Source organism: Rhizobium sp. Root482, from assembly GCF_001426565.1.
Classification (GTDB): Bacteria; Pseudomonadota; Alphaproteobacteria; order Rhizobiales; family Rhizobiaceae; genus Pararhizobium.
Window position 1 is genome coordinate 121,805 of record NZ_LMFA01000026.1, and the last position, 24,587, is coordinate 146,391.

Here is a 24,587-nt window from a genome sequence, read left to right on the forward strand (position 1 = left end):
TAATATAGTGAATGGACCACTAACAAGGTCTAAACGACGACAGCCGAATACAACGGTTTGGCGCGGATTGTTATCCCTAGCTTAAGCGGCCTCACTGAAGGGATCGTCTGGATTTATGCCATAATCCTTGAGTTTGCGATAAAGCGTCGAGCGTCCTATCCCGAGCTTTCGCGCCACTTGGCTCATCTGCCCGCGATAGAATTTGAGCGCGAAGCGAATCAGTTCTTCCTCGACATCGGCCAGCTTTCGCACATTGCCGCCGTCATCGACGCTGGCAATGGCATTTTCGGGCTGGTGTTCGGCCGCTTGCGAAGCCGACCTGTCCACTCCGAAATGTGGATAGACGGGCGGAAGGCGATCGGCCTCGACGACGGGCATTTTCGAAGGCCCGGTTTCTTCCCAGGTGAAACCCGTCTTCTCCGCAACCACATAGCCCGGGATCTGGGTGGCGATCTGCGGGAAATCCTTGACCGTCAGTTCCGGTCCCTCGGCCAGCACCACGGCCCGGAAGATCGCATTCTCCAGCTGCCGGATATTGCCCGGCCAGTCATAGGCGGTCAGAAGCGCCATGGCTCCGCTTGAAACAGATAAAGGTTCCGCCAGCCGCTGTTCCAGCGCAAAACGCTCGACGAAGCTGCGCACCAGCACCGGAATATCCTCCTTGCGCCGCCGCAGCGCCGGCATGGCGATCGGAAAGACGTTCAGCCGGTAATAGAGATCCTCGCGGAAGCGGCCTTCGCGCACCTCGTTGATCAGGTCCTTGTTGGTGGCCGAAATCAGCCGGACATTGACCTTTTGCGGATGGCGGGCGCCGATCGTCTCGATCTCGCCCTGCTGCACGGCGCGCAGGAGCTTCACCTGGACATCGAGCGGCAGATCGCCGATCTCGTCGAGAAACAGCGTGCCGCCATCCGCATCGGCGAATTTCCCGACATGTTTTTCGGCGGCGCCGGTAAAGGCGCCCTTCTCGTGGCCGAAGAGAATGCTCTCGACCAGATTATGCGGAATGGCACCGCAGTTGACGGTGATGAACGGCTTGCTCGCCCGTTCGCTGGCATGCTGGATGGCGCGGGCGACCATTTCCTTGCCGACGCCGGATTCCCCTTCGAGCACGATCGGGATATTCGATTGCGCCGCGCGGCGCGCGAGATCGAGCACCCGAATCATCGCCGGGCTTGCCGAAACCACGTCGTCGAACCCGACCGAGCCGCCACGCGAGCGCTTGGCCGGCCGTCCTTTGCCTTCGCGGTGATCGAGTTTCAGCGCATTGGTAAGCGCGACGGAAAGCCGCTCGGGCGAAACCGGCTTGACGACGAAATCGAAGGCACCCGCCTGCATGGCCAGCACCACCGTCTCGATACCGCCCTGCCCGGTCTGGACGATCACCGGCGTATCGATGCCGCGTTCGGCGACCGCTTCGAGGAAGCCGTGCCCGTTCATCTCTGGCATCATCAGGTCGAGCAGGATGACGCTGATCAGGCCCCGCTTGCGCTCCAGGATTTCCAGCCCGCTTCGGCCGTTTTCGGCCAGGTGGGCCACATGTCCCAGGCGTTCGATCATGTTGGTCAGCAGGCGGCGCTGAACCGGATCATCGTCGATCACGAGAATTTGGGATGTCATGAAGCCTCCTGCTCGCTGCCTGGAACGCCGAACGTCACGTCATGTGCCGCATCGTGAGAAGCATTCCTTTCACAAAGGCCTGAAAATCCTCTTTTGAGAAAGGCTTGCATTTTATCCATTGCCGACGTTAGGTCTCGGGCCCATATCCGCGATCAGATCCGCCGCCGGTCCACGGCGGCACCGGCAAAGAGTGTAGGTTCATGCAGCATCTTCCGTCTTCCCAGTCCTCCCCGCTCATTGCCCGGGCGACCGCTTCCGCAGCGGCCCATCCGAACGGCCTCGGCGACCTGCCATCCTGGAAACTGGAAGATCTCTACGCCTCCCCCACTTCGCCCGATTACCTGGAAGACCTTGCAAAGGCGCAGGCACTGGCACTGACATTCGAGGCCAAATGGAAGGGTCGGCTGGCAGAGGCGGCGGCACTCTCCGGCGATGAGGGCATCGGTGCCGCCGTGCGGGAATTCGAGGAACTGGAAGACCTGATGGGCAAGATCGGTTCCTTTGCCGGGCTCACTTATTTCTCCGATACCTCCGACCCGGCCAATGGCAAACTCTATGGCGATGCCCAGTCGAAGCTCACCGACATGGCAGGCCATCTCCTGTTCTTCTCGCTGGAACTGAACCGCATCGACGATACCGTCATCGATGCAGCCCTTCGGAACGATCCGCTGGCCGCGCATTACAAGCCCTGGATCGTCGATCTGCGCATGGACAAGCCCTACCAGCTCGACGACCGGATCGAGCAGCTCTTCCTCGAAAAATCCATGACCGGCGCCAGCGCCTTCAACCGGCTGTTCGACGAAACCATGGCGGCCCTGAAATTCAATATCGACGGCGAGGAATTGCCACTCGAAGTGACGCTTTCCATGCTGCAGGAAGCCGATCCCGCCATCCGCAGGAAGGCGGCCGAAGCGCTGGCGACGACCTTTAAGGCCAATATCCGCACCTTTACCCTGATCACCAATACGCTCGCCAAGGACAAGGAAATTTCCGACCGCTGGCGCGGCTTCACCGATATCGCCGACAGCCGCCATCTGGCCAACCGGGTCGAGCGAGACGTGGTCGATGCCCTGGCCTCCGCCGTGCGCGAAGCCTATCCGCGCCTGTCGCATCGCTATTATGCGATGAAGGCCAGATGGCTCGGCATGGAACAGATGGAGTTCTGGGACCGCAATGCGCCGCTGCCGGAAACGCCGACCGCGCTCATCCCCTGGAGCGAGGCCAAGGAGACGGTGCTTTCAGCCTATCATGGCTTTGAGCCGGAAATGGCCGCCATCGCCCGCCGCTTCTTCGATGGCGGCTGGATCGATGCGCCGGTACGGCCCGGCAAGGCGCCCGGCGCCTTTGCGCATCCGACCGTACCATCAGCCCATCCTTACGTGCTCGTCAATTATATGGGCAAGCCGCGCGATGTGATGACGCTTGCCCACGAGCTGGGCCATGGCGTGCACCAGGTGCTCGCCGGCGGACAGGGTGCGTTGATGGCCTCGACGCCGCTGACGCTCGCCGAAACCGCCTCCGTCTTCGGCGAGATGCTGACCTTCCGCGCGCTGCTCGACAAGACGAAGGACAAGCGCGAACGCAAGGCCATGCTCGCCCAAAAGGTCGAGGACATGATCAACACGGTGGTACGCCAGATCGCCTTCTACGAATTCGAGCGCAAGGTTCATACCGCCCGCAAGGACGGCGAACTGACAGCCGAGGATATCGGCGAACTCTGGCTGTCGGTACAGGCCGAAAGCCTCGGGCCGGCGATCCGGATTTCCGAAGGATACGAGACCTATTGGGCCTATATCCCGCACTTCATCCACTCGCCCTTCTATGTCTATGCCTATGCCTTCGGCGATTGCCTGGTCAATTCGCTCTATGCCGTCTACCAAAAGGCCGAGACCGGCTTTCAGCAGAAATATTTCGAGCTTCTGAAGGCCGGCGGCACCAAGCACCATTCCGAACTGCTCGCCCCCTTCGGGCTGGATGCCACCGATCCGTCGTTCTGGGCACAGGGCCTGTCGATGCTGGAAGGGCTGATCGATGAGCTGGAAGCGCTTGATAAGCAGGTATGATGTCCTGGGCAGGTAAGGCATATGGAAGCGAGCTTTGCGGATGGCGGCATGGATCCTCGGGTCAAGCCCGACGATGACGGTTCGTGGAGCTGGCTGCGTGTTCCCTCTTCTCCCCAGCGGGGAGAAGTGCCGAGCGAAGGCGAGGCGATGAGGGGGCGCCGGCTGGGCCGGCGCGCGCGGCGATACCACAAGTGGCCTTCGCCCCCCTCATCCGGCCTTTCGGGCCACCTTCTCCCCGCTGGGGAGAAGAGGCAGCCAGACGCCGCCCCCATCCTCCGTCATCCTCGGGCCTGCCCCGAGTATCCAGACAGCCACAGACGCAAACGGCATGACTGACACCGGCCCCTATGTTCTCTTCCGCGACGACAGCGAAGACAGGACCACCGTCTTTGCCGAGCCCTCCCGCGTCATCAGTGCACGCACACAGGCCGAATTCTGGCGCGCGCTGGCGGACATGGAAGCGGCTCAGAGGGCCGGAAAATGGCTGGCCGGCTATATGAGCTACGAAGCGGGCCATCTGTTTGAAAGAAAGCTGGCGCCCTTTGCCGAGGAAAACCGCCGCACGCCGCTCCTGTCCTTCGGCGTCTTCGACGGGCCTTCGGAAGGCCATCCGCTTTCCAGGCCCCGCCGCCGCGCCGAAAACGAGCCCTTCATCACCGAGCCGCGCGCCGCCTGGGACTTCGAGGCTTACCGCCAGCGTTTCGACCGGCTGCACCGGCATCTGCGCGAGGGCGATTGCTACCAGGCCAACCTCACCATGCCAATCCGGGCGCGCTGGAGCGGCGATCCGGCATCCGCCTTCTGGTCACTGATCGAGCGGCAGCCGGTGAAATACGGTGCGCTGGTTGCGCTCGACGGGCCTATTCTCCTATCACGCTCGCCCGAACTGTTCTTCCGCATCGACAGGGATGGCTGGATCGAGACCCATCCGATGAAGGGCACGGCGCGGCGCGGCGCGACGCCGGCCGAGGACGAGGCGCTGATCCGCGAAATGCGGGAAGACCCGAAATCGCAGGCCGAAAACCGGATGATCGTCGATCTGCTGCGCAACGATATATCCCGCATCTGCGAGGTGGGGACGCTCGACGTGCCCAGGCTGTTCGACATCGAGACCTATCCGACCGTGCACCAGATGGTCAGCCATGTCAGGGCAAAACTTTTGCCGGACATCGGCATCACCCGCATCTTCGAAGCGCTGTTTCCCTGCGGCTCGATCACCGGGGCGCCCAAAATGCGGGCGATGGAAATCCTCCACGCTCTGGAAGACGGCCCGCGCGACGCCTATTGCGGATCGATCGGCTTCATCGCACCGGATGGCACGATGCGCTTCAACGTCGCCATCCGCACCCTGTCGCTGTTTCCCGGCGGCGAGACCGTCTTCAATGTCGGTGGCGGCATCGTCTTTGATTCCACGGCCGAAGCCGAATATGAGGAATGCCTGCTGAAGGCTCGTTTCGCCGTCGGCGATACGAGGATCGAGCGATGAGCGCTTTCCTGCTGATCGAGACCATGCGCTGGGAGCCCGGCATCGGCATCGTCCGCCTGCCGCTGCACATGGCAAGACTGAAAAAATCGGCCCGGCAACTGGGATTTGCGGGCGCGGATAAGGCGGAGGAAAAACTGGCGCAAGCACTCGCCGAGGTTTTACCCCCCTCTGCCCTATCGGGCATCTCCCCCTCAAGGGGGGAGATTGCTGGAGCCGCTCCTTCCGCGAAAGCCCGCCCCGACTTGATCTCCCCCCTCAAGCTGACCAAGGCGAATGCCGAGAGTTCACCCCCCTCTGTCCTGTCGGGCATCTCCCCCTCAAAGGGGGAGAACGCTGGAGGCGATTCTTCCGCGAAAGCCTGTTCCAGCTTGATCTCCCCCCTTGAGGGGGAGATGTCGGCCCGGCCGACAGAGGGGGGTGACGCCGCACGGACGAGCACCCTTCGCATCCGCCTCACCCTCAGCCCCGCCGGCGAGATCGCCGTCACCACCGTGCCCTATTCAGTTCTTCCCGAAAAAACCGTCTGGCGCCTCGCCATCGCCTCGACGCGGCTGTCCTCGCGAAACATCCTGCTGCGCCACAAGACCAGCCGGCGGGACATCTACGAGGCGGCCCGCAGCGAATACACGACCGCCGACGCCGACGAGGTCCTCCTCCTCAACGAAAACGGCGACCCCTGCGAAGGCACCATCACCTCGCTCTTCCTCGATGAAGGCTCCGGCATCCTGAAGACGCCGCCGATTTCGAACGGCCTGCTCGCCGGCGTCCTGCGCACGGAACTGATCTGCCAGCGCCGCGCCCGCGTCCAGCGCCTGACCCGCGAAGACCTCGGCAAGGGCACCATCTATATGGGCAATTCCCTGCGCGGCCTGATCAGGGCTCAACTCAGGAAGGAAGATTGAATGTTCATCCTGTCGCTCACCTACAAGGTCGATCTGGCCGAAGTCGATCGTCACCTGGAGGCGCATATCGCCTGGCTGAAATCCTTCTATGAGGAAGGCCTGTTCCTTGCCTCGGGGCGAAAGAACCCGCGCACCGGCGGCATTATCCTGGCGCGCGGCAACCGCCAGCGCATCGATGCCGCCATCGCCTCCGACCCGTTCAGCCTCCACGCCGTCGCGAACTACGCGGTCACCGAATTCTCGGCGACCATGACCATTCCGGGCCTCGAAATGCTGAAGGACCAGCCCCACGCCTGACGCGGCATCCACACACGAAAAGCCCGCCGGCGTGACCGGCGGGTCGTGAACTTCCTCAGGATGCCTGTCTATTCCGCAGCAGTCGCCGGCGCCAATACGCCGCGGCGAATCTGGTCGGCTTCGATCGATTCGAACAGGGCGCGGAAATTACCCTCGCCGAACCCCTCGTCGCCCTTGCGCTGGATGAATTCGAAGAAGATCGGGCCGATCACGGTCTTCGAGAATATCTGCAGCAGGATGCGGGTCATGCCGCCATCGACCACGCCCTCGCCGTCGATCAGGATGCCGTGCTGCTTCATCCGCTCGATCGGCTCGTCATGGCCGTTCACCCGCTCATGCGACAAGTCGTAATAGGTCTCCGGCGGACCCGGCATGAATTTCAGGCCGTTGCCGGCCAGCCGGTCGGTCGCCTCATAAATGCCGTCGGTCCCGACGGCGATATGCTGGATGCCCTCGCCCTTGTACTTGCGCAGATATTCCTCGATTTGGCTGGTATCGTCCTTGGATTCGTTCAGCGGAATACGGATCTTGCCACAGGGCGAGGTGATCGCCCGGCTCATCAGCCCGGTGATGCGCCCATCGATATTGAAGAAATGGATCTGCTTGAAGCCGAACAATTCGCGGTAGAAATCCCACCATTTGTCCATATTGCCGCGATAGACATTGTGCGTGAGGTGATCGAGATAATAGAAGCCGACACCTTCCGGCTTCGGGTCGCGCTCGCCCAGCCATTCGAATTCGGCCTCATAGGGCGAGCCCTTGTCGCCATAGGTCTCGACGAAATAGAGCAGCGAGCCGCCAATGCCGACGATCGCCGGAATATCGAGCGCCTTGTCCTTGCCTTCATAGGGCGTGGCGCCTTTCGAGACGGCATGGTGGAAGGCATGGCGGGCATCGACGACGCGCCAGGCCATCGACGGCGCACAGGGGCCGTGTTCATCGACAAAATGCATGGCATGGCTGCCAGGCTCGGCATTGAGAAGATAGTTGATGTCGCCCTGGCGCCAGACGGTGATGTCCTTTGCCCGGTGCTTGGCGACGCATTCATAGCCCATGCGAGTAAAAAGCTCGCGCAGTTTTTCCGGCTCCGGATGGGAGAACTCGACAAATTCGAAGCCATCGGTACCGGCCGGATTATCGGCGGTCACCCCGGTCGGCGGTGCATCATGCGGGAAAGGGCCCATTTCAATTCCTCCTGGATCTCCAGCACATCATGACGCAGAGAGCCCGCATTGTGCTTGCATTTTGTCAAGTTTTGACGAGAATCACGCAAGGAACATGCATCGATTTGAGGTAAGGCGCACGAAATGGAGCAACTCGATCGGTATGACCTGAAGATCCTCGCCGAACTGCAGCGCGACGGCCGTTTGACCAATAATGAACTATCGGAACTGATCGCCCTGTCGCCCTCACAATGCTCGCGCCGCCGGGCGCGGCTGGAAACGGAAGGCCTCATCCACGGCTACCGGGCCGTGCTCGACCGCGCCAGGCTCGGGCTAGATCTCATGGTGGTCGTCGCCGTCACGCTCGCCACCCACAATCGTGACAATGCCAAGCGTTTCGCCGCCCTGATCGCCGACCTGCCGGAAGTGCTGGAATGCTACGCGCTCACCGGCGAGATGGACTATCACCTCAAGGTCGTGACACCAGACCTCGCGGGCCTTGCCCATTTCGTCAACGACATCCTGTTGCCGCATGAAAGCGTTCAGCATGTGAAGACATCGATCGTGCTGACGACGTTGAAGGATTTTCAGGGCCTGCCGGTGCGCCAGCGACCAAGATAGACAGGATATCAGGCGCGCCGGCTCGCTATCGCCCGTTCGACGGCGGAAAGGCCGAGCGAAAGCGCCTCGATGCCTTCCTCTCCCAGCAACTCTGCCAGTTCCGCGTCATAGGCGCGGGCAAGGCCGGCAACTTCGCCATAGGCGGCCACGCCTGCCGGCGTCAGTTCCAGCTGCTCCACCCGGCGGTCCCCGCCGTTCCGGCTGCGCTTCAGCCAGCGGCGCTCCTCGAGCGCGAACACCGCCCGGCTGACCTTGGTCTTGTGCATGGTCGAATGAACGCCGATTTCGGTCGCCGTCATCCGCCCGCTGCTTCCAAGCGCCGCAAGCGTGCGCCATTCCGGTCGCGTCAGCCCATATTGCGCCCTGTAGCTGGCAGCAAAACGCAGCGCGATGAATTCCGCAGCACGGTTGAGCCGGAACGGTAGGAATTGCTCAAGATCGAATCCGTCCGCATCCATAGTGCCGCTCCTTGATAGTTACAAAATAGACAGTTACGTTTGAAACCATATTGAGGCAGGAGGTGCAAGCCATGCTGGAAAAAACCGCGACCACGGCCGCCAATGTCACGACGAATAGCCCGGGCTACATGCCTGGCTTCGGAAATGATTTCGAAACGGAATCGCTTCCGGGTGCCCTGCCGCAGGGCCAGAACAGCCCGCAAAAATGCAATTACGGCCTCTATGCCGAGCAGCTTTCGGGCTCGCCCTTCACGGCACCGCGCGGCACCAACGAGCGCTCCTGGCTCTACCGCATCCGCCCAAGCGTCCGCCATACCCGCCGCTTCTCCCATGCGAGCTACCCCTTGTGGAAATCGGCGCCCTGCATCGACGATCATTCCCTGCCGCTTGGCCAGCTGCGCTGGAACCCGCTTCCCGCGCCGGTGGAAAAACTGAATTTTCTTGACGGCATCCGCACCATGACGGCGGCCGGTGACGTCATGACCCAGGTCGGCATGGCCGCCCATGCCTATGTCTTCAACGACGACATGATCGACGACTATTTCTTCGATGCCGATGGCGAGCTGTTGGTCGTGCCGCAGCTCGGCACGATCCGCGTCTTTACCGAAATGGGCATCATGGATGTCGAGCCCTCGGAGATCTGCCTCGTCCCGCGCGGCATGATGTTCAAGGTCTCCCGGCTCGGCGAGAGTTCCGATTGGCGCGGCTATATCTGCGAGAACTACGGCGCCAAGTTCACCCTGCCGGATCGCGGCCCGATCGGCGCCAACTGCCTGGCCAATCCGCGCGATTTCAAGACGCCGGTCGCCGCCTATGAGGACAAGGAAACGCCCTGCCGCGTGCATGTCAAATGGTGCGGCAAGTTCTATGTCACCGAAATCGGCCATTCGCCGCTCGATGTGGTGGCTTGGCACGGCAATTACGCGCCGTTCAAATATGACCTTCGCACGTTCTCGCCGGTCGGGGCCATCCTGTTCGATCACCCGGACCCGTCGATCTTCACCGTGCTGACGGCGCCGACGGAGGAATCGGGAACGGCCAACGTCGATTTCGTCATCTTCCCGCCGCGCTGGCTGGTCGCCGAACATACGTTCCGCCCGCCCTGGTACCATCGCAACATCATGAGCGAATTCATGGGCCTGATCCACGGCCAGTATGATGCCAAGGAGGAAGGTTTCGTGCCGGGCGGCATGAGCCTGCACAATATGATGCTACCGCACGGACCGGATGCCACCGGCTACGACAAGGCCTCCCATGCCGATCTCAAGCCGGTCAAGCTCGACCACACCATGGCCTTCATGTTCGAGACCCGCTACCCCCAGCAATTGACACGCTACGCCGCCGAACTCGAAACGTTGCAGGACAATTATCTCGACTGCTGGGACGGACTGGAGCGCAAGTTCGATGGGACGCCCGGGATCAGGTAGAGAATTGAAGGGGCTAATCTTTGGTGGCTTCACAAGTCTCTGCCTATGAAGGCAACAGCCCCTCATCCGCCCTGTCGGGCACCTTCTCCCCGTTTTGACGGGGAGAAGGACAAGCGGCACACTCTGTCGTCCCCTCTCCCCGCTTGCGGGGAGAGGGCTAGGGTGAGGGGCAAGCCGGCACAGGAATAATGTTGTCGATCGTATATCGTGAATAAAACGGAACCCAAGACATGAAACTCGCCACCCTCAAGGACTCCACCCGCGACGGCCGCCTCGTTGTCGTCTCCAGGGACCTGACCCGCTGCTCCGAAGTCGGCCATATCGCCCGAACCCTGCAGGCGGCGCTCGACGACTGGCAACATGTCAGCCCACGCCTCGCGGAAGTGGCGGACGGCCTTGAGACCGGCGCCCAGCCGTCAGCCCGCTTTCACGAACATGACGCCGCCTCGCCGCTGCCGCGCGCCTATCAGTGGGCGGATGGTTCGGCCTATGTCAATCATGTCGAACTGGTCCGCAAAGCTCGCAATGCCGCAATGCCGGAAAGCTTCTGGACCGAACCGCTGATCTACCAGGGCGGCTCGGACAGTTTTCTCGGCCCCCGCGACCCGATCGTGATGGCCGAGGAATCCTACGGCATCGATATGGAGGCCGAGATCGCCGTCATCGTCGATGATGTGCCGATGGGCGCGTCACCGGAGGAAGCACGCGCCGCGATCCGGCTCATCATGCTCGTCAACGATGTGTCTCTGCGCGGCCTCATCCCGGCCGAACTCGCCAAGGGCTTCGGCTTCTTCCAGTCGAAACCCTCCTCGGCCTTCTCGCCGGTTGCCGTGACGCCCGATGAACTCGGTGAAGCCTTCGACGGCGGCAAGCTCAGCCTACCGCTGCTGGTCGATCTCAACGGCAAGCCTTTCGGTCGCGCCGATGCCGGCACCGACATGACCTTCGATTTCGGCCAGCTGATTTCCCATGCCGCGAAAACCCGGCCGCTCTGCGCCGGCACCATCATCGGCTCGGGCACCGTCTCCAACAAGCTTGACAGCGGCCCGGGAAAGCCGGTCTCCGCCGGCGGCGCGGGCTATTCCTGCATCGCGGAAATCCGCATGATCGAGACCATCGAAACCGGTACCGCTGCCACCCCCTTCATGCGCTTCGGCGATACCGTCCGCATCGAAATGAAGGACAGGACCGGGCATTCCATCTTCGGCGCCATCGAGCAGACCGTCACCCGATATGAAAAACCCTGAGGACATCGCCATGGACGAGACGATCCTGTTCGATTACTGGCGCTCGTCGGCAAGCTACCGGGTGCGGATCGCCCTCAACCTGCTGGAGATTCCTTATCGCTCCGTTCCGGTCGATCTGCTTCAAGGCGCCCACCGGCAGCCGGAGCATCTTGCCCGCAACCCGCAGGGCCTCGTACCGGCACTTTCGATCGACGGGCAATTGCTGACGCAATCGCTCGCCATCATCGAATATCTGGCCGAAACCCGCGAGAATTCCCGGCTTCTGCCCAGCACGCCCCTAGAGCGCCAGCGCGTGCGGGCGCTGTCTCACGCGATCGCCATGGATATCCACCCGGTCTGCAATCTGGGCGTCGTCTCCCATGTGATGCGGCAATCGGCAAATCCGGAAGTGGCAAGGCTCGCCTGGATGCACAAATTCATCGGCGAAGGCCTGAAGGCGATCGAAACAATGCTCGGCTGCCCCGAAACCGGAAAATTCTGCCACGGCGACCAACCGACAATGGCCGATCTCTGCCTGGTGCCGCAAATCTACAATGCGCGAAGATGGGGCGTCGATCTGTCCGCCTGCCCCCGCACGACGGCCATCGCCGACAGATGCCTCGACCTGCCGGCCTTCGCCAAGGCTCATCCGGATCGCCTCGCACCCGCTATAGACGCCGGACGATAAACAGTGCGGCCCCTGATGACGGCCTCGGAGAAACCATGATCGGCAGAGCGTCACCGCAGCCGGGATGCGGTGCGGTCGCGCCTCCAGCCCCTTTATTGTAACAGAAATCTGTGCTCTAGGAGGCAGTTGAAGGCCTGACAGGGCAAGCTCGCCCGTGAAAAGTCAGACCCCGTCGCAGGAGAAAAGCGAAAATGGCAGAAACAACCCATCCGGTTCACGGCGAAATCACCGGTCCGATCGTGATGATCGGCTTTGGCTCCATCGGCCGCGGCGCCCTGCCGCTGATCGAGCGCCATTTCAAATTCGACAAGAGCCGCCTGGTTGTCATCGAACCCCGCGAAGATGCGGGCGATATGGAAATCATGGCCCGCCATGGCGCCCGCCATATCAAGACGCATATCACCAAGGACAATTACAAGGAAATCCTGAAGCCGCTTCTCACGGAGGGTGACGGCCAGGGCTTCTGCGTCAACCTGTCGGTCGATACGGGCTCGGTCGATCTGATGCGGTTCTGCCGCAAGATCGATACGCTCTATATCGACACGGTCATCGAGCCCTGGCTCGGCTTCTATTTCGACAAGAATATGAAGAATTCCGAGCGCACCAATTATGCGCTACGCGAAACGCTGCGCAAGGAAAAGGAAAAGAACCCCGGCGGCACCACTGCCGTTTCCACCTGCGGCGCCAATCCGGGCATGGTCTCCTGGTTCGTCAAGCAGGCGCTGGTCAACCTTTCCAGGGATCTCGGGCTGAAATTCGACGAGCCGGCGCAGGACGACCGCGAAGGCTGGGCCAAGCTGATGAAGAAGGCCGGCGTCAAGGGCATCCACATTGCCGAGCGCGACACGCAGCTGACCAAGAACCCGAAGCCGCTCAACGTCTTCTGGAACACCTGGTCGGTCGAGGGCTTCATCTCCGAAGGCCTGCAGCCCGCCGAACTCGGCTGGGGCACGCACGAGAACTGGATGCCGAAGAACGGCAAGAAGCACAAGAAGGGATGCCAGGCCGGCATCTATTTGGAGCAGCCGGGCGCCAATACCCGCGTGCGCACCTGGTGCCCGACGCCGGGGCCGCAATATGGCTTCCTCGTCACCCACAACGAGGCGATCTCGATCGCCGACTTCTTCACCGTCCGCGACAAGGACGGCGAGGTCAGCTACCGCCCGACCTGCCACTATGCCTATCATCCGGCCAATGATGCCGTGCTGTCGATGCACGAAATGTTCGGCAATGGCGGCAATGCGCAGCCAGTCCTGCACGTGCTCGACGAGAACGAGCTGGTGGACGGGATCGACGAGCTCGGCGTGCTGCTCTATGGCCACGACAAGAACGCCTATTGGTTCGGTTCGCGCCTGTCGCTCGAAGAAACCCGCCGTATCGCGCCCTACCAGAACGCGACCGGCCTGCAGGTAACCTCCGCCGTGCTCGCCGGCATGGTCTGGGCGCTGGAAAACCCGAAGGCCGGCATCGTCGAGGCCGACGAGGTCGATTACAAGCGCTGCCTGGAAGTGCAATTGCCCTATCTCGGCCCGGTCGAAGGCCACTACACCGACTGGACACCGCTCGAGGGGCGCCCAGGCCTGTTCCCGGAAGACATCGACACGAAGGACCCCTGGCAGTTCAAGAACGTCCTCGTTCGCTGACACGGCCTGCGCACGGCAATATTTACCGCCCGGGGAACGATCCCCGGGCGTTCGTCGTTGAGACGGATAACGTCGTCATGCCCCACCCCCCGCTCTTGCATTCAAACTCCGATCGCGGCATGGTTTTTTCAACCAGACAGCTTTCCGCGCCTCTCCGGGAGATATTCATGAAGCCCATCGCCATTCTCACCATCCTGTCGGCCGCAACAGCGCTTGCCGCCTGCCAGGGGCCGCGCGAGGTGCGCGAACTGCCGACGAGCCGCCAGATGGCGCCGGTCGGCGTCGAGGGATCATGGGTCGATCCGAACGGGGTGGTTTCCACCTTCTCAGGCGGAACCTTCAGCACCCGCACCACCGACACGAACCAGGAACTGGCCTCCGGCACCTATACCAATCTTTCGCCCAGCCTGGTCGAGATCAACATGTATTCGGTGCTGCGCAAGACCCAGTCCAAGGTCAATTGCGCCATGGTCACGACCTCGCAGCTCAACTGCACCACGGATTCGGCGGCGCAATTCACGCTCACCCGCCGCGTCTGACTGGGCGAGCCCGGCGCGTTGGTGGCCGGCCGGTGCCGGCCTGCATCACACGTTCGGCGGCCCCGCCTGGCCGGCAAGCTCGGCCATTGCCCTCGCCGTCTGCGCATCGGCCGGGAAGAAGGCTTCGATCGTCACCTCCGAAAGCGTCACATCGACGGCCGTCCCGAAAACCGTCGTCGTGCTGAGAAATGACAAAGGCCCTGCCGGGCTGGTCAGCATCAGCGGAACGGCGATCGCGCCGGCTTCCACGGGCGCCGGCCGACGCGGACCGGCCTCCGGCGGCGCCGGATAGGTTTTCAGCTCTTCGAGCAAGGCTGCCAGCCGTGGATCGGCGGAGACGTCGATCTCATGCGCGAGCCGCTTGAAGACATGGCTGCGCCATTCCCTAAAATTGACGATCCGGCTCGCCAGTCCCTCCGGATGCAGGCTGATCCGCAGCACATTGACCGGCCCTTCGAGCAGGTGGCCGGCAACATCGGCGAGCAACGCCCCCACCGCCCTGTTGGAGGCAAGCAGGGTCCAGTGCCTGTCGACCGCCAGCGCCGGATGCGGATCATGGCCGTCGAGAATGCGCTCGATGACAGCGCGGGCACCGGCAAGCTCGGGCGCATCGAGTGGCCGGTCGCGATAGATCGGCGCGAACCCGGCCGCGACCAGGATCGCATTGCGCTCCCGAAGCGGCACATCCAGATGCTCCGTCAGTCGCAGTACCATGTCCCGGCTCGGCAGGGATCGTCCCGATTCCACGAAACTGAGATGGCGCTGCGAGATCTCGGCATCGACGGCAAGCGCCAGTTGGCTGAGGCGTCGCCTCTGGCGCCAGTCGCGCAATAGGTCTCCGGCGGAGGTGGATGATTCCTTGAGCATGTCGTGACTATGACGAAACCGGATAATCGGTGCAATTACCTGAGGCGTAATCGACGCACCGTCAAAATGTCCTCATCCTGGCTGCAAGGTCGGCAATGGATGCCGCCCTGCCGCTCAAGGACGAGGATCGATCCATGACCAGAACCACCCCATTTGCCATGAAAACCCTGCTCTCGCTCGATGCCCTGACCTGCGCTGTCATGGGCGGCGCGCTCATCGCTGGCTCCGGCTTGGTCAGCGCGATCACGGATATCCCCGCAGCGCTTCTCCATTGGGCCGGGCTGTCGCTCCTGCCGATCGCGGCCTTCATGGTCATTGCCGCTCTTGCCTCCGCTCCGCGCTGGATGGTGACCTTCGTCATCCTCGGCAATGGCCTGTGGGTTGCAGCAAGTCTTCTACTACCGGCCGGCGGCTTCATCGTCCCCAACGCGCTCGGCTGGACCTTCCTGATCGGCCAGGCGGCCGTCGTGGCGGTGCTCGCCAAGCTGGAATTCGAGGCTTCCCGCGATCCTTTGGCGCTGTCGGCCTCGTGAGTAGACAGGCTCGAGCATCAGGGAAACGTTCACGAATGCCGCTGGTCCCCCGGCGGCATTTTCGCGGGGCCGGCGATTTTAACCTTGCCGGATAAGCCCGCGAATTCCCTCTTGATGTTGGCGCGCTCAAATGAAACCATCCGCCTCGATCCGAGCCTTGCGGCTTGAGCGCAGCCGTGGTCCGCCCTGCCGGACACATTCGCCAACAGGAGACATCCATGATCAGACATTTGCGAGCCGGGCTGATGACAGCCTCGATCCTTGTGCTTTCCTCGGGCGCCGCCTTCGCCGATTATGAATTGAACATCCTGCACATCAACGATCTCCACTCCCGCATAGAATCGATCAACAAATATGATTCGACCTGCTCGGCCGAAGAGGAGAGCAAGGACGAATGCTTCGGCGGCGTCGCGCGCCTGAAGGCCGCCATCGACGCCCGGCGCGAGGAGCTGGTCGGCAAGAACACGTTGCTTCTGAATGCCGGCGATAATTTCCAGGGCTCGCTGTTCTTCTCCACCTACAAGGGCGAGGCCGAGGCCGAATTCCTCAACCTGATGAAATTCGATGCCATGACCGTCGGCAATCACGAATTCGACGAGGGCGATGACGGGCTTGCCGCCTTCCTCGACAAGGTCACCTTCCCGGTCATCTCTTCCAATGTACTGGCCGGCTATAAATCCAAACTCGGCGACCGGATCAAGCCGTCGCTGGTGCTCGACATCGGCGGCCAGAAGATCGGCATCGTCGGCGCCGTGGCCAATGACACGCCGGAACTCTCCTCGCCGGGCGATGGCGTGCTGATCGCCAAGGATATCGATACGATCACCGCCGCCGTCGAGGAGTTGAAGAAGCAGGGCATCGACAAGATCATCGCGCTCACCCATGTCGGCTATCCCCGCGATCTTGCCGTCATTGCCAAGATACCGGATGTCGACGTCGTGGTCGGCGGCCATTCGCACAGCCTGTTGTCGAACACCGACGAGAAGGCGGAAGGCCCCTACCCGACGATGGTAGACAATCCCGGCGGCTACAAGGTGCCCGTCGTCCAGGCCGGGTCCTACAGCAAATATCTCGGCGACCTCGTCGTGAATTTCGACGATGCCGGTGTCGTTAAGTCCGCCAAGGGTGATCCAATCCTGATCGATGCCAAGATCAAGCCGGACGAGGCGGTCCTCGCCCGCATCGCGGAACTGGCAAAGCCGATCGAGGAACTGAAGACGAAGATCATCGGCCAGACCGAAGCTCCCGTCGATGGCTCGCGGGAAAGCTGCCGGGCCAAGGAATGCGAGATGGGCAATCTCGTCGCCGATGCCATGCTCGACCGCGTCAAGGATCAGGGCATGACTATCGCCATCACCAATGGCGGCGGCCTGCGTGCTTCGATCGATGCCGGCGATGTCTCGATGGGCGAGGCGATCACCGTCCTGCCGTTCCAGAACACGCTCGCGACCTTCCAGTTGAAGGGCGCCGACATCAAGGCGGCGCTCGAAAACGGCCTCAGCCAGATCGAGGAAGGCGGCGGCCGTTTCCCGCAGGTGGCCGGCCTGAAGCTCTCCTTCGACAAGTCCAGGCCCGCCGGCAGCCGCGTCGCCAACATCGAGGTCAGGGAAGGCGATAGCTTCGTTGCCCTCGATCCGGCCAAGACCTATGGCCTCGTATCCAACAATTTCATGCGCAATGGCGGCGATGGCTATGCGATCTTCAAGACCAATGCCGAAAACGCCTATGACTACGGTCCGGGACTGGAAACGGTCCTGGCCGATTACCTGGCCGCCCATAATCCCTACAAGCCGATGATCGATGGCCGCATCACCGAAGTCGCCGCGGCAACGGCAACCGAGCCTGCGACGCAGCCGGCCGCCGATACCGCAGCCGAAACAGCGACGCCCGAGGAGAAGCCCGCCGATGGGGCGACACCAGCGGCCGAAACCGCAACGCCTGAAACCAAGCCGGCCGATACGGCCGCGACCGAGAGCAAACCTGCTGTGGATGCGTCGGCATCCGAAACCAGCCATGTCGTCGTGCGCGGCGATACGCTCTGGGATCTTGCCAAGGCCACCTACGGAGATGGCGCGCTCTGGGAAATGATCGCCAGGGCCAATGGCAATCCGGCGCCGAAGAGGCTGGAAATCGGCACTGAGCTTCACATTCCCGCGAGATAGGACATTATGTCTCTCGCAAGTGACCGGTCCGGGCTTTCCCGGGCCGGTTTTTCTTTTTAAGAACAGCGTGAACCGCAGGCGGCCTGACCTATATGGAAGGCACGCCCCGCCATGCAGGATATGCTCGATGATCGCCAAAGACCCGACCGCCCCGAACCACCCGCCTGTCCGCTTCGGAAAGATCGGCGTGCTACTGGTCAATCTCGGAACGCCCGACGGCACCGACAAAGTATCGATGCGGCGTTATCTCAAGCAGTTTCTGATGGATCGGCGCGTCATCGAATGGTCGCCGTTGTTCTGGTATCCGATCCTGTTCGGCATCGTCCTCAACACCAGGCCCGCCAAGGTCGGCAAGGCCTATGAGACGATCTGGAACAAGGAACTGAACGAGAGCTATCTGCGGACCTATACCCGAAACCAGGCAGATCTCATGGCAAGATCCTTCGACGATCTGCCGAATGTGCGGGTGGACTGGGCGATGCGCTACGGCCAGCCGTCGATCCATTCGAAGCTGGACGAACTGCAGAAGGACGGCTGCGAGAAAATTCTCGTCTTCCCGCTCTATCCGCAATATGCGGCGGCAACGACGGCGACCGTCAATGACGAGGCCTTCAAGGCGCTTTTGAAGATGCGCTGGCAGCCGGCGCTGCGCACCGTGGCGCCATATCACGATGATCCCGTCTATATCGATGCGCTGGCGAATTCCATCACCAGCCATCTCGCGACGCTGGACTGGGAGCCAGAAGTGGTGCTTGCCTCGTTCCACGGCATTCCCAAATCCTATTTCGAGAAGGGCGATCCCTATTATTGCCACTGTCAGAAGACCGCCCGGCTGCTGCGCGAAAAACTCGGATGGACGAAGGAAAAATTGCAAGTCACCTTCCAGTCGCGCTTCGGGCCGGAGGAATGGCTGCAGCCCTATACCGACAAGACGGTCGAGAAACTCGGCCAGGAAGGCGTCAAGCGCATCGCTGTCATCAATCCCGGCTTCGTGTCCGACTGTCTGGAGACGCTGGAAGAGATCGGCGACCAGGCGGCCGAAAGCTTCCACCATGCCGGCGGCGAGAAATTCACCCATATCCCCTGCCTCAACGATGGCGAAGATGGAATGCGTGTGCTGGAAAACGTGGTGCGGCGGGAATTGATGGGCTGGGTATAAGGCCTCTGTTCTGAAGGAAATCCCAGGCATTGTCGTCGAGCAAACACGGCAAGCTTGCAAATATTCCTATCAACTGCCACGTCTTGTCCTAGAGTGCGCCCATCAAAGACGCATCCAACAGGAGACGCCCCATGCCCTTCGCCGGTCTCGATATCGTCGTCATCGCTTTCGTCGTGCTTGTCATCCTGGTGCTGTTTGCCGGCATCAAGACGGTGCCGCAGGGATATCGATATACGGTCGAGCGCTTCGGCCGCTACACCCGCACGCTGGAACCCGGCCTCAACATCATCATCCCCTTCATCGACCGCATCGGCGCGAAGATGAACGTCATGGAACAGGTGCTCGACGTGCCGACGCAGGAGGTGATCACCCGCGACAATGCCAGTTGCGCTGCCGATGCCGTCGCCTTCTACCAGATACTGAACGCCGCCGAAGCCGCGTACCAGGTCTCCGACCTTCAGAGCGCCATCCTCAATCTGACCATGACCAATATCCGCTCGGTGATGGGCTCGATGGATCTCGACGAATTGCTGTCGAACCGCGAGATCATCAACGACAAGCTGCTGCGCGTCGTCGATGAGGCCGTCGGCCCCTGGGGGATCAAGGTCACCCGCGTCGAGATCAAGGATATCCAGCCGCCCAAGGATCTGGTCGATGCCATGGCGCGGCAGATGAAGGCCGAGCGCGAGAAGCGCGCCCAGGTGCTGGAGGCCGAAGGCTCGCGCAATGCGCAAATCCTGCGGGCCGAAGGCGCCAAGCAATCGGCGATCCTGCAGGCCGAAGGCCAGCGCGAGGCAGCCTTCCGCGATGCCGAGGCCCGCGAGCGCTTGGCCGAAGCCGAGGCAAAAGCGACACAGATGGTCTCCGAAGCCATCGCCGCCGGCGACGTGCAGGCGATCAACTATTTCGTCGCGCAGAAATACACAGAAGCCATGGCCGCGATCGGCACCGCTCCGAATTCCAAGATCGTGCTGATGCCGATGGAGGCGTCGTCGCTGATCGGCTCGCTCGGCGGCATCGGCGCCATCGCCCGCGACGTCTTCGGTGACGGCGGCAATCCGCAGTCCCCGGCCCGGCAGGCGACGCCGCGCACCGCGCCTGTCCGCAATCCGTTCGATACGGCAAAACAGGAAGGCTGATCGATGATCGAGCGCGTCGTTCTCGAGCTCGGCCCTTGGAGCTGGTGGGTCCTGGGCCTGGTGCTGCTGGCGGCCGAAGTCGTCGCTCCCGGCGTCTTTCTCGTCTGGATCGGCATTGCCGCCATCCTGACTGGCGCCGTTTCCCTCCTTTTGTGGGATGCCGGTTTCTGGGTCTGGCAGGCGCAGCTGGTGTTCTTTGCGCTTTTGTCTATCGCCGCGGTCCTCATGGGGCGCCGCCTGCTCGCCCGTTCGGCCGATGTGTCCGACGAGCCGCTGCTCAACCAGCGCGGCGCCCGCCTGATCGGCCGCACGGCTGTTCTCGAACAGCCGATCGTCGAGGGGCGCGGCCGCATCCGCCTGGACGACACCACCTGGACCGTCGACGGCCCCGACCTGCCCGCCGGAACCCGCGTCAGGGTCACCGGCAGCAATAGCGGAAGGCTGAGCGTCGAAAGCGCCCTCTGATCGGCCAGTAAACCGTTTTGGAAAGAAACGGTTAACCACATCCGTTTACAATTGCTCAACACTTGTAAACGGGTTGCGGGCATTCGGCAGATGAGGCCATTCTTTCCACGCATAAAGAGGACCGGCAGCGCGCGTCCGGCAACAGGCGCAGCCTGGCTTGCGGCCGGCTGCCTCCTGCTTTCGTGTGGGCCGGTGTTTGCCCAGGCGTTTTCTCCCCTGCCCGGAGATGACGACACGACATTGTCCGGCGATCCCGTGCGCACCGAGAGGACAGGTGCGACCACTGCGACCGCCGCCGGCACGAGCCCTGCAACGCCTGCGGACGGCAGGACCGCGACGCCGGAAACCACCGGCTCGATCAGCACCGGCAGCGGCGAACCGCTGCTGAACGACCCGATTATCGATGAAGACCTTGCCCGCACCAATCTGCGCGAAAATACCGTCGATGGCCTGCGGTCGCAGCTCAGCCTCGACCGCAATGATGCACCCGGCGTCCGTTTCGGAAGCTTCGTCCTGAAGCCGACGCTCGGCCAGACCTTCAATCACGAGACGACGAAGACGGGCGAAACGAGAGAAAGCCGCTCCTATATGGAAACCGGGCTGAGGGGGGTCCTCACCTCCGACTGGTCGCGCCATCAGCTGATGGTGACCGGCGAAGGCACATGGCAGCGAAACCTCTCCGGCACCGGCGAAACCGAGCCGACCGCCGACATCAATGCAGCCCTCAGGCTCGACATCGGCCATGCGACGACCGCGACGCTGAGGGCCGGCTATCATTTCGAACGGGAGGATTCGACCGATCCGAACGCCGTCAGCAATGCAAGCGTCCAGTCCGGCATCGACCAATATACGCTGGGCGCCGGCGTCGAACATGATTTCGGCATTCTGCGCGGCTCCGCCAGGGTCGATTTCGACCGCTATGTCTATGGCGATGCGGAACTCGAAGGCGGCGGCACGCTTTCGCTTGAAGACCGGAATCGCAATGCCGGCGCCGTCACGGTTCGCCTTGGCTACGAGCTTTCGCCCGCCCTCATCCCCTTCATCGAGGCTTCCGCCGGCAAGTCGATCTACGACCTGCGGATGGATACGCTCGGCTTCGAGCGCTCCTATAAAAGCTACGGCGGCCGCGCCGGCATCGAGGCCGATCTTGGCGAGAAGCTGAGTGGCGAACTGGCGCTCGGCTATCAGACCTACCGCTTCGACGACGCCCGCCTCGAGGATCTGAGCGGCTTTACCATCGACGGCCTGATCAACTGGTCGCCGCGGCGCGGCACCGACATCACCTACGGCATTTCCACCGGCCTCGAACCCTCGACCACCGCCGGCGAAAGCGGCGCCATGATCTATACATTGAGCAGCCGGGCGACCCATGAACTGCGCACCGCCCTCGTGGCACGCCTGTCCAACAGCCTGACCTTCCGCAACTATCCGAGCGGCAGCTCATCTGACGAAAAAGTCTGGCTGACCGGCGCCGGACTGACCTGGGACATGAACCGCTATCTCGCGCTGACGGGCGATGTCAGCTACGAACACACGACGCGCGACAGCGGCCCGGCCAGCAATACCGCGCGCGTCGGCGTGGGGCTGACGCTGCGGCGCTGACGGCCGGGCCTGATCGCATTTGCTCCGTGGTAGGGCCTATTTCAGCCCCTGCACCAGCGCCTTGAATTGCGCTTCGACATGCGGACGAATATCGTCCCGCTCAAGTGCAAAGGCGACGTTCGCGAGGATGAAGCCGTCCTTTGCGCCGCAGTCATAGGTTTCGCCGCGGAAGACATAGCCGGCAAAATCCTGGCTTTTCAGCAGCTTCAGCATGGCATCCGTCAGCTGAATCTCATTGCCGGCGCCGCGCTCCTGGTCTTCCAGGATGGAGAAGATTTCCGGCTGCAGGATATAGCGTCCGTTGATGAAGAAATTCGACGGCGCCGTGCCCCTGGCAGGCTTCTCCACCATACTGGTAATGCGGAAGCCGTCGCCGACCGTCTCGCCGACGCCGACGATGCCGTATTTATGGGCCTGGTCCGGCGCGCATTCCTCCACCGCGATGATATTGCCGCCGCTTTGGGCATACAGGTCGATCATGCCCCTCATGCAGCCCGGCTCGCCGCGCATGATCATGTCTGGCAGAAGCAGCGCGAAAGGTTCGTTGCCGACGATTTCGCGGGCACACCAGACCGCATGACCAAGTCCCAGCGGTTCCTGCTGGCGGGTAAAGCTGACCGTGCCGGCCTTGGGCAGCTGTTCGGCGAGAATGGTCATCTCGGCCTTCTTGCTGCGCTCACGCAAGGTCTGCTGGAGCTCGAAATGAATGTCGAAATAATCCTCGATTACATGCTTGTTGCGCCCGGTCACGAAGACGAAATGCTCGATGCCCGCTTCCAGCGCTTCATCGACCACATATTGGATGATCGGCTTGTCGACGACGGTCAGCATTTCCTTGGGAACGGATTTGGTGGCGGGCAGAAATCTGGTTCCAAGGCCGGCGACGGGGAATACGGCTTTGCGAACTTTACGCTTGTCAGTCATTGACATCTCCAGGATCACGACACTGTGATTTACGATGCTACGGTTAGCTATCAATATGGACTAAATGAAGAATTGCTATTTTTTACGAAGGAAGACGACACCGCCCATTCATGGTAAAGAATTTGTTGACTTCATTTTCGTAAGATTCCGGTTCTGGCGATCACCTTCGGGCCAATCGCCCTCGAACACGGAACCACATGCGTAGATTTATGCGTGAAGCTGGCTCTAAGACTGTAAATTTGCGTGCCGGCGGCCCATCGATGAGGCCCGCGGGAACGCCGACCAACGGAAACGACAGCTGATGACAAAGACCCGCAACATTCTCCTTTGCCGCGCCGCCGCCGCGTTCATGACCGCAGCCGCCCTGTTTTCGACCACGCCGGCCTTCGCTGATGCCGGCTTCCAGACCTGGATCAACAGTTTCTATGCCACAGCGGCTAAGAGCGGGATCACCAAGGCGACCTATCGCAAGGCCTTTGACGGCGTCAAGACACCCGATCCGGACGTGCTGGAGAAAGCACGCTACCAGCCCGAATTCAAGCACAAGATCTGGGAATATATCGACAGCCGCGTAAACCCCTATACGCGCAAGGTCGGACAGGAGATGGCGGCCAAGCACGCCCGCACGCTGGCGGCGCTGGAGCGCCATTTCGGCGTCGACAAGACCGTGCTTCTGGCCATCTGGTCGATGGAATCCAACTATGGCGCCGTGCTCGAGAAGGACGAGCGCCTGCACTATGTGCCGCGCGCGCTTGCCACGCTCGCCTATGCCGATCCCAAGCGCGCGAAATTCGCCCGCACCCAGTTGATCGCCGCATTGAAGATCCTGCAGAGCGGTGATGTCAGCGCCCGTGAGCTCAACGGTTCCTGGGCGGGTGCCATGGGGCATACGCAGTTCATTCCCACGAGCTATCTTCTCTATGCGGTCGATGCCGACGGCAACGGCCACCGCGATATCTGGAACTCGATACCCGACGCACTGGCGACCGCCGCCAACCTCCTGAAGAAGAACGGCTGGCAGCCGGGCCAGACCTGGGGTTACGAGGTGGCGCCGCCGCGCAATGCCGGCCAATATGCCGGCCAGACCAAGACGCTTTCCCAATGGGCGGCGCTGGGCTTTTCCCGGCCGAACGGCAAGGGCTTCCGCAATGGCAGCCAGCGGGCGGAACTGAAGATGCCGGGCGGCAGCAATGGCCCTGGCTTCCTGATGACCAAGAACTTCTTCGTCATCAAGCGCTACAATGCCTCCGATTCCTACGCGCTCGGCGTCGGCCTGCTTGCCGACGAGATCGCCGGCTATGGCGGCATGGAACAGGCGTGGAACCGCCCGGACGGCTCGCTGGACATCAAGCAGAAATTCGAGCTGCAGTCGCGCCTCAAGGAACTCGGCTATTACGACGGCGAGGTCGACGGCAATTTCGGCTCCGGCTCCAAGGCTGCCATCCAGGCCTTCCAGAACCGCAACGGCCTGGCACCCGATGGGGAGCCGACCCAGCACCTGCTGAAGGTTTTGCGTAAATAGGGCGATCGACTGCCGCGCACTCAATAAGGGCGCAATCTAGCCGCAGAATTGTTATCGGCGCCGCCCCGATGGGCGGCGTTG

Annotated in this window: 21 protein-coding genes and 1 pseudogene; 17 read left to right on the top strand and 5 right to left on the bottom strand. The window is 62.0% G+C overall.

Annotated elements, in window-relative coordinates:
- Window positions 1-81 precede the first annotated feature (81 nt).
- Window positions 82-1,620, bottom strand: coding sequence for a sigma-54-dependent transcriptional regulator (locus ASD31_RS23485; protein WP_056339823.1), 1,539 nt, complete (start codon window positions 1,618-1,620; stop codon window positions 82-84).
- A gap of 200 nt (window positions 1,621-1,820) precedes the next feature.
- Between ASD31_RS23485 and ASD31_RS23490 the strand changes: the two genes are divergently transcribed.
- From ASD31_RS23490 to ASD31_RS23505, 4 genes and pseudogenes are all read left to right on the top strand, one after another.
- A complete protein-coding gene (locus tag ASD31_RS23490; RefSeq protein ID WP_056339826.1) occupies window positions 1,821-3,683 on the top strand; it encodes a M3 family oligoendopeptidase in 1,863 nt (620 codons plus the stop codon).
- Between the two features lie 328 nt (window positions 3,684-4,011).
- Entirely contained in the window at window positions 4,012-5,169 is a 1,158-nt protein-coding gene (locus tag ASD31_RS23495; RefSeq protein WP_056339829.1) for an aminodeoxychorismate synthase component I, read from the top strand.
- A gap of 440 nt (window positions 5,170-5,609) precedes the next feature.
- Window positions 5,610-6,071 (top strand): annotated as a pseudogene (locus tag ASD31_RS23500) (aminotransferase class IV family protein); the annotation flags it as partial.
- The gene (locus ASD31_RS23505; protein ID WP_056339834.1) at window positions 6,072-6,368 is read left to right on the top strand and encodes a YciI family protein; all 297 of its coding nucleotides are present in this window, start codon (window positions 6,072-6,074) and stop codon (window positions 6,366-6,368) included.
- A 68-nt stretch (window positions 6,369-6,436) separates the two neighbouring features.
- On the opposite strand, the gene hppD is transcribed toward ASD31_RS23505, so the two are convergent.
- Complete coding sequence (gene hppD, locus ASD31_RS23510) at window positions 6,437-7,552, bottom strand: 4-hydroxyphenylpyruvate dioxygenase (protein WP_056339837.1); 1,116 nt, start codon at window positions 7,550-7,552, stop codon at window positions 6,437-6,439.
- A 123-nt stretch (window positions 7,553-7,675) separates the two neighbouring features.
- On the opposite strand from hppD, the gene ASD31_RS23515 reads away from it, so the two are divergent.
- Window positions 7,676-8,152: an Lrp/AsnC family transcriptional regulator gene (locus tag ASD31_RS23515; protein ID WP_056339841.1), complete on the top strand. Its 477-nt coding sequence runs from the start codon at window positions 7,676-7,678 to the stop codon at window positions 8,150-8,152.
- Window positions 8,153-8,160: 8 nt separating this feature from the next.
- Here the strand turns inward: ASD31_RS23515 and ASD31_RS23520 are convergent, their stop codons facing one another.
- Entirely contained in the window at window positions 8,161-8,610 is a 450-nt protein-coding gene (locus ASD31_RS23520) for a MarR family winged helix-turn-helix transcriptional regulator (RefSeq protein WP_056339844.1), read from the bottom strand.
- A 71-nt stretch (window positions 8,611-8,681) separates the two neighbouring features.
- Here ASD31_RS23520 and hmgA point away from each other — a divergent pair, with 71 nt between their 5' ends.
- The 5 genes from hmgA (at window position 8,682) to omp10 (ending at window position 14,133) form a co-directional block, all read left to right on the top strand.
- Window positions 8,682-10,037: a homogentisate 1,2-dioxygenase gene (hmgA, locus tag ASD31_RS23525; protein WP_156392790.1), complete on the top strand. Its 1,356-nt coding sequence runs from the start codon at window positions 8,682-8,684 to the stop codon at window positions 10,035-10,037.
- Between the two features lie 230 nt (window positions 10,038-10,267).
- Complete coding sequence (locus ASD31_RS23530; RefSeq protein WP_056339846.1) at window positions 10,268-11,284, top strand: fumarylacetoacetate hydrolase family protein; 1,017 nt, start codon at window positions 10,268-10,270, stop codon at window positions 11,282-11,284.
- Window positions 11,285-11,294: 10 nt separating this feature from the next.
- On the top strand, window positions 11,295-11,951 hold the full coding sequence (gene maiA / locus ASD31_RS23535; protein WP_056339849.1) for a maleylacetoacetate isomerase: 657 nt from the start codon (window positions 11,295-11,297) through the stop codon (window positions 11,949-11,951).
- 191 nt (window positions 11,952-12,142) lie between these two features.
- Entirely contained in the window at window positions 12,143-13,594 is a 1,452-nt protein-coding gene (locus ASD31_RS23540; protein WP_056339852.1) for a homospermidine synthase, read from the top strand.
- 167 nt (window positions 13,595-13,761) lie between these two features.
- A complete protein-coding gene (omp10, locus tag ASD31_RS23545) occupies window positions 13,762-14,133 on the top strand; it encodes an outer membrane lipoprotein Omp10 (RefSeq protein ID WP_056339855.1) in 372 nt (123 codons plus the stop codon).
- A gap of 45 nt (window positions 14,134-14,178) precedes the next feature.
- Here omp10 and ASD31_RS23550 read toward each other — a convergent pair whose 3' ends face one another.
- On the bottom strand, window positions 14,179-15,000 hold the full coding sequence (locus ASD31_RS23550) for a helix-turn-helix domain-containing protein (protein WP_056339858.1): 822 nt from the start codon (window positions 14,998-15,000) through the stop codon (window positions 14,179-14,181).
- A 134-nt stretch (window positions 15,001-15,134) separates the two neighbouring features.
- Between ASD31_RS23550 and ASD31_RS23555 the strand changes: the two genes are divergently transcribed.
- The 6 genes from ASD31_RS23555 (at window position 15,135) to ASD31_RS23580 (ending at window position 22,060) form a co-directional block, all read left to right on the top strand.
- Window positions 15,135-15,533 carry a hypothetical protein gene (locus ASD31_RS23555; protein WP_056340694.1) on the top strand — a complete coding sequence of 133 codons (399 nt, stop codon included), beginning with the start codon at window positions 15,135-15,137 and terminating at the stop codon, window positions 15,531-15,533.
- A 218-nt stretch (window positions 15,534-15,751) separates the two neighbouring features.
- Window positions 15,752-17,695: a 5'-nucleotidase C-terminal domain-containing protein gene (locus ASD31_RS23560; protein WP_056339861.1), complete on the top strand. Its 1,944-nt coding sequence runs from the start codon at window positions 15,752-15,754 to the stop codon at window positions 17,693-17,695.
- 127 nt (window positions 17,696-17,822) lie between these two features.
- On the top strand, window positions 17,823-18,854 hold the full coding sequence (hemH, locus tag ASD31_RS23565) for a ferrochelatase (protein WP_056339865.1): 1,032 nt from the start codon (window positions 17,823-17,825) through the stop codon (window positions 18,852-18,854).
- 131 nt (window positions 18,855-18,985) lie between these two features.
- Window positions 18,986-19,993 (top strand): SPFH domain-containing protein, encoded by a 1,008-nt coding sequence (locus tag ASD31_RS23570; RefSeq protein WP_056339868.1) that lies wholly within the window; start codon window positions 18,986-18,988, stop codon window positions 19,991-19,993.
- Between the two features lie 3 nt (window positions 19,994-19,996).
- Complete coding sequence (locus ASD31_RS23575) at window positions 19,997-20,458, top strand: NfeD family protein (protein WP_056339870.1); 462 nt, start codon at window positions 19,997-19,999, stop codon at window positions 20,456-20,458.
- Window positions 20,459-20,548: 90 nt separating this feature from the next.
- The gene (locus ASD31_RS23580) at window positions 20,549-22,060 is read left to right on the top strand and encodes an outer membrane beta-barrel protein (protein ID WP_056339873.1); all 1,512 of its coding nucleotides are present in this window, start codon (window positions 20,549-20,551) and stop codon (window positions 22,058-22,060) included.
- A gap of 36 nt (window positions 22,061-22,096) precedes the next feature.
- On the opposite strand, the gene galU is transcribed toward ASD31_RS23580, so the two are convergent.
- Window positions 22,097-22,984, bottom strand: coding sequence for a UTP--glucose-1-phosphate uridylyltransferase GalU (galU, locus tag ASD31_RS23585; RefSeq protein ID WP_056339876.1), 888 nt, complete (start codon window positions 22,982-22,984; stop codon window positions 22,097-22,099).
- 301 nt (window positions 22,985-23,285) lie between these two features.
- On the opposite strand from galU, the gene ASD31_RS23590 reads away from it, so the two are divergent.
- A complete protein-coding gene (locus ASD31_RS23590; protein WP_056339879.1) occupies window positions 23,286-24,506 on the top strand; it encodes a lytic murein transglycosylase in 1,221 nt (406 codons plus the stop codon).
- Window positions 24,507-24,587: the final 81 nt, after the last annotated feature.

What these genes read in the sequence shown, in the direction of transcription:
- ASD31_RS23485 (WP_056339823.1), bottom strand. Translation starts at nt 1,620, where the DNA reads ATGACATCCCAAATTCTCGTGATCGACGATGATCCGGTTCAGCGCCGC.
- ASD31_RS23490 (WP_056339826.1), top strand. Translation starts at nt 1,821, where the DNA reads ATGCAGCATCTTCCGTCTTCCCAGTCCTCCCCGCTCATTGCCCGGGCG.
- ASD31_RS23495 (WP_056339829.1), top strand. Translation starts at nt 4,012, where the DNA reads ATGACTGACACCGGCCCCTATGTTCTCTTCCGCGACGACAGCGAAGAC.
- ASD31_RS23505 (WP_056339834.1), top strand. Translation starts at nt 6,072, where the DNA reads ATGTTCATCCTGTCGCTCACCTACAAGGTCGATCTGGCCGAAGTCGAT.
- hppD (WP_056339837.1), bottom strand. Translation starts at nt 7,552, where the DNA reads ATGGGCCCTTTCCCGCATGATGCACCGCCGACCGGGGTGACCGCCGAT.
- ASD31_RS23515 (WP_056339841.1), top strand. Translation starts at nt 7,676, where the DNA reads ATGGAGCAACTCGATCGGTATGACCTGAAGATCCTCGCCGAACTGCAG.
- ASD31_RS23520 (WP_056339844.1), bottom strand. Translation starts at nt 8,610, where the DNA reads ATGGATGCGGACGGATTCGATCTTGAGCAATTCCTACCGTTCCGGCTC.
- hmgA (WP_156392790.1), top strand. Translation starts at nt 8,682, where the DNA reads ATGCTGGAAAAAACCGCGACCACGGCCGCCAATGTCACGACGAATAGC.
- ASD31_RS23530 (WP_056339846.1), top strand. Translation starts at nt 10,268, where the DNA reads ATGAAACTCGCCACCCTCAAGGACTCCACCCGCGACGGCCGCCTCGTT.
- maiA (WP_056339849.1), top strand. Translation starts at nt 11,295, where the DNA reads ATGGACGAGACGATCCTGTTCGATTACTGGCGCTCGTCGGCAAGCTAC.
- ASD31_RS23540 (WP_056339852.1), top strand. Translation starts at nt 12,143, where the DNA reads ATGGCAGAAACAACCCATCCGGTTCACGGCGAAATCACCGGTCCGATC.
- omp10 (WP_056339855.1), top strand. Translation starts at nt 13,762, where the DNA reads ATGAAGCCCATCGCCATTCTCACCATCCTGTCGGCCGCAACAGCGCTT.
- ASD31_RS23550 (WP_056339858.1), bottom strand. Translation starts at nt 15,000, where the DNA reads ATGCTCAAGGAATCATCCACCTCCGCCGGAGACCTATTGCGCGACTGG.
- ASD31_RS23555 (WP_056340694.1), top strand. Translation starts at nt 15,135, where the DNA reads ATGACCAGAACCACCCCATTTGCCATGAAAACCCTGCTCTCGCTCGAT.
- ASD31_RS23560 (WP_056339861.1), top strand. Translation starts at nt 15,752, where the DNA reads ATGATCAGACATTTGCGAGCCGGGCTGATGACAGCCTCGATCCTTGTG.
- hemH (WP_056339865.1), top strand. Translation starts at nt 17,823, where the DNA reads ATGATCGCCAAAGACCCGACCGCCCCGAACCACCCGCCTGTCCGCTTC.
- ASD31_RS23570 (WP_056339868.1), top strand. Translation starts at nt 18,986, where the DNA reads ATGCCCTTCGCCGGTCTCGATATCGTCGTCATCGCTTTCGTCGTGCTT.
- ASD31_RS23575 (WP_056339870.1), top strand. Translation starts at nt 19,997, where the DNA reads ATGATCGAGCGCGTCGTTCTCGAGCTCGGCCCTTGGAGCTGGTGGGTC.
- ASD31_RS23580 (WP_056339873.1), top strand. Translation starts at nt 20,549, where the DNA reads ATGAGGCCATTCTTTCCACGCATAAAGAGGACCGGCAGCGCGCGTCCG.
- galU (WP_056339876.1), bottom strand. Translation starts at nt 22,984, where the DNA reads ATGACTGACAAGCGTAAAGTTCGCAAAGCCGTATTCCCCGTCGCCGGC.
- ASD31_RS23590 (WP_056339879.1), top strand. Translation starts at nt 23,286, where the DNA reads ATGACAAAGACCCGCAACATTCTCCTTTGCCGCGCCGCCGCCGCGTTC.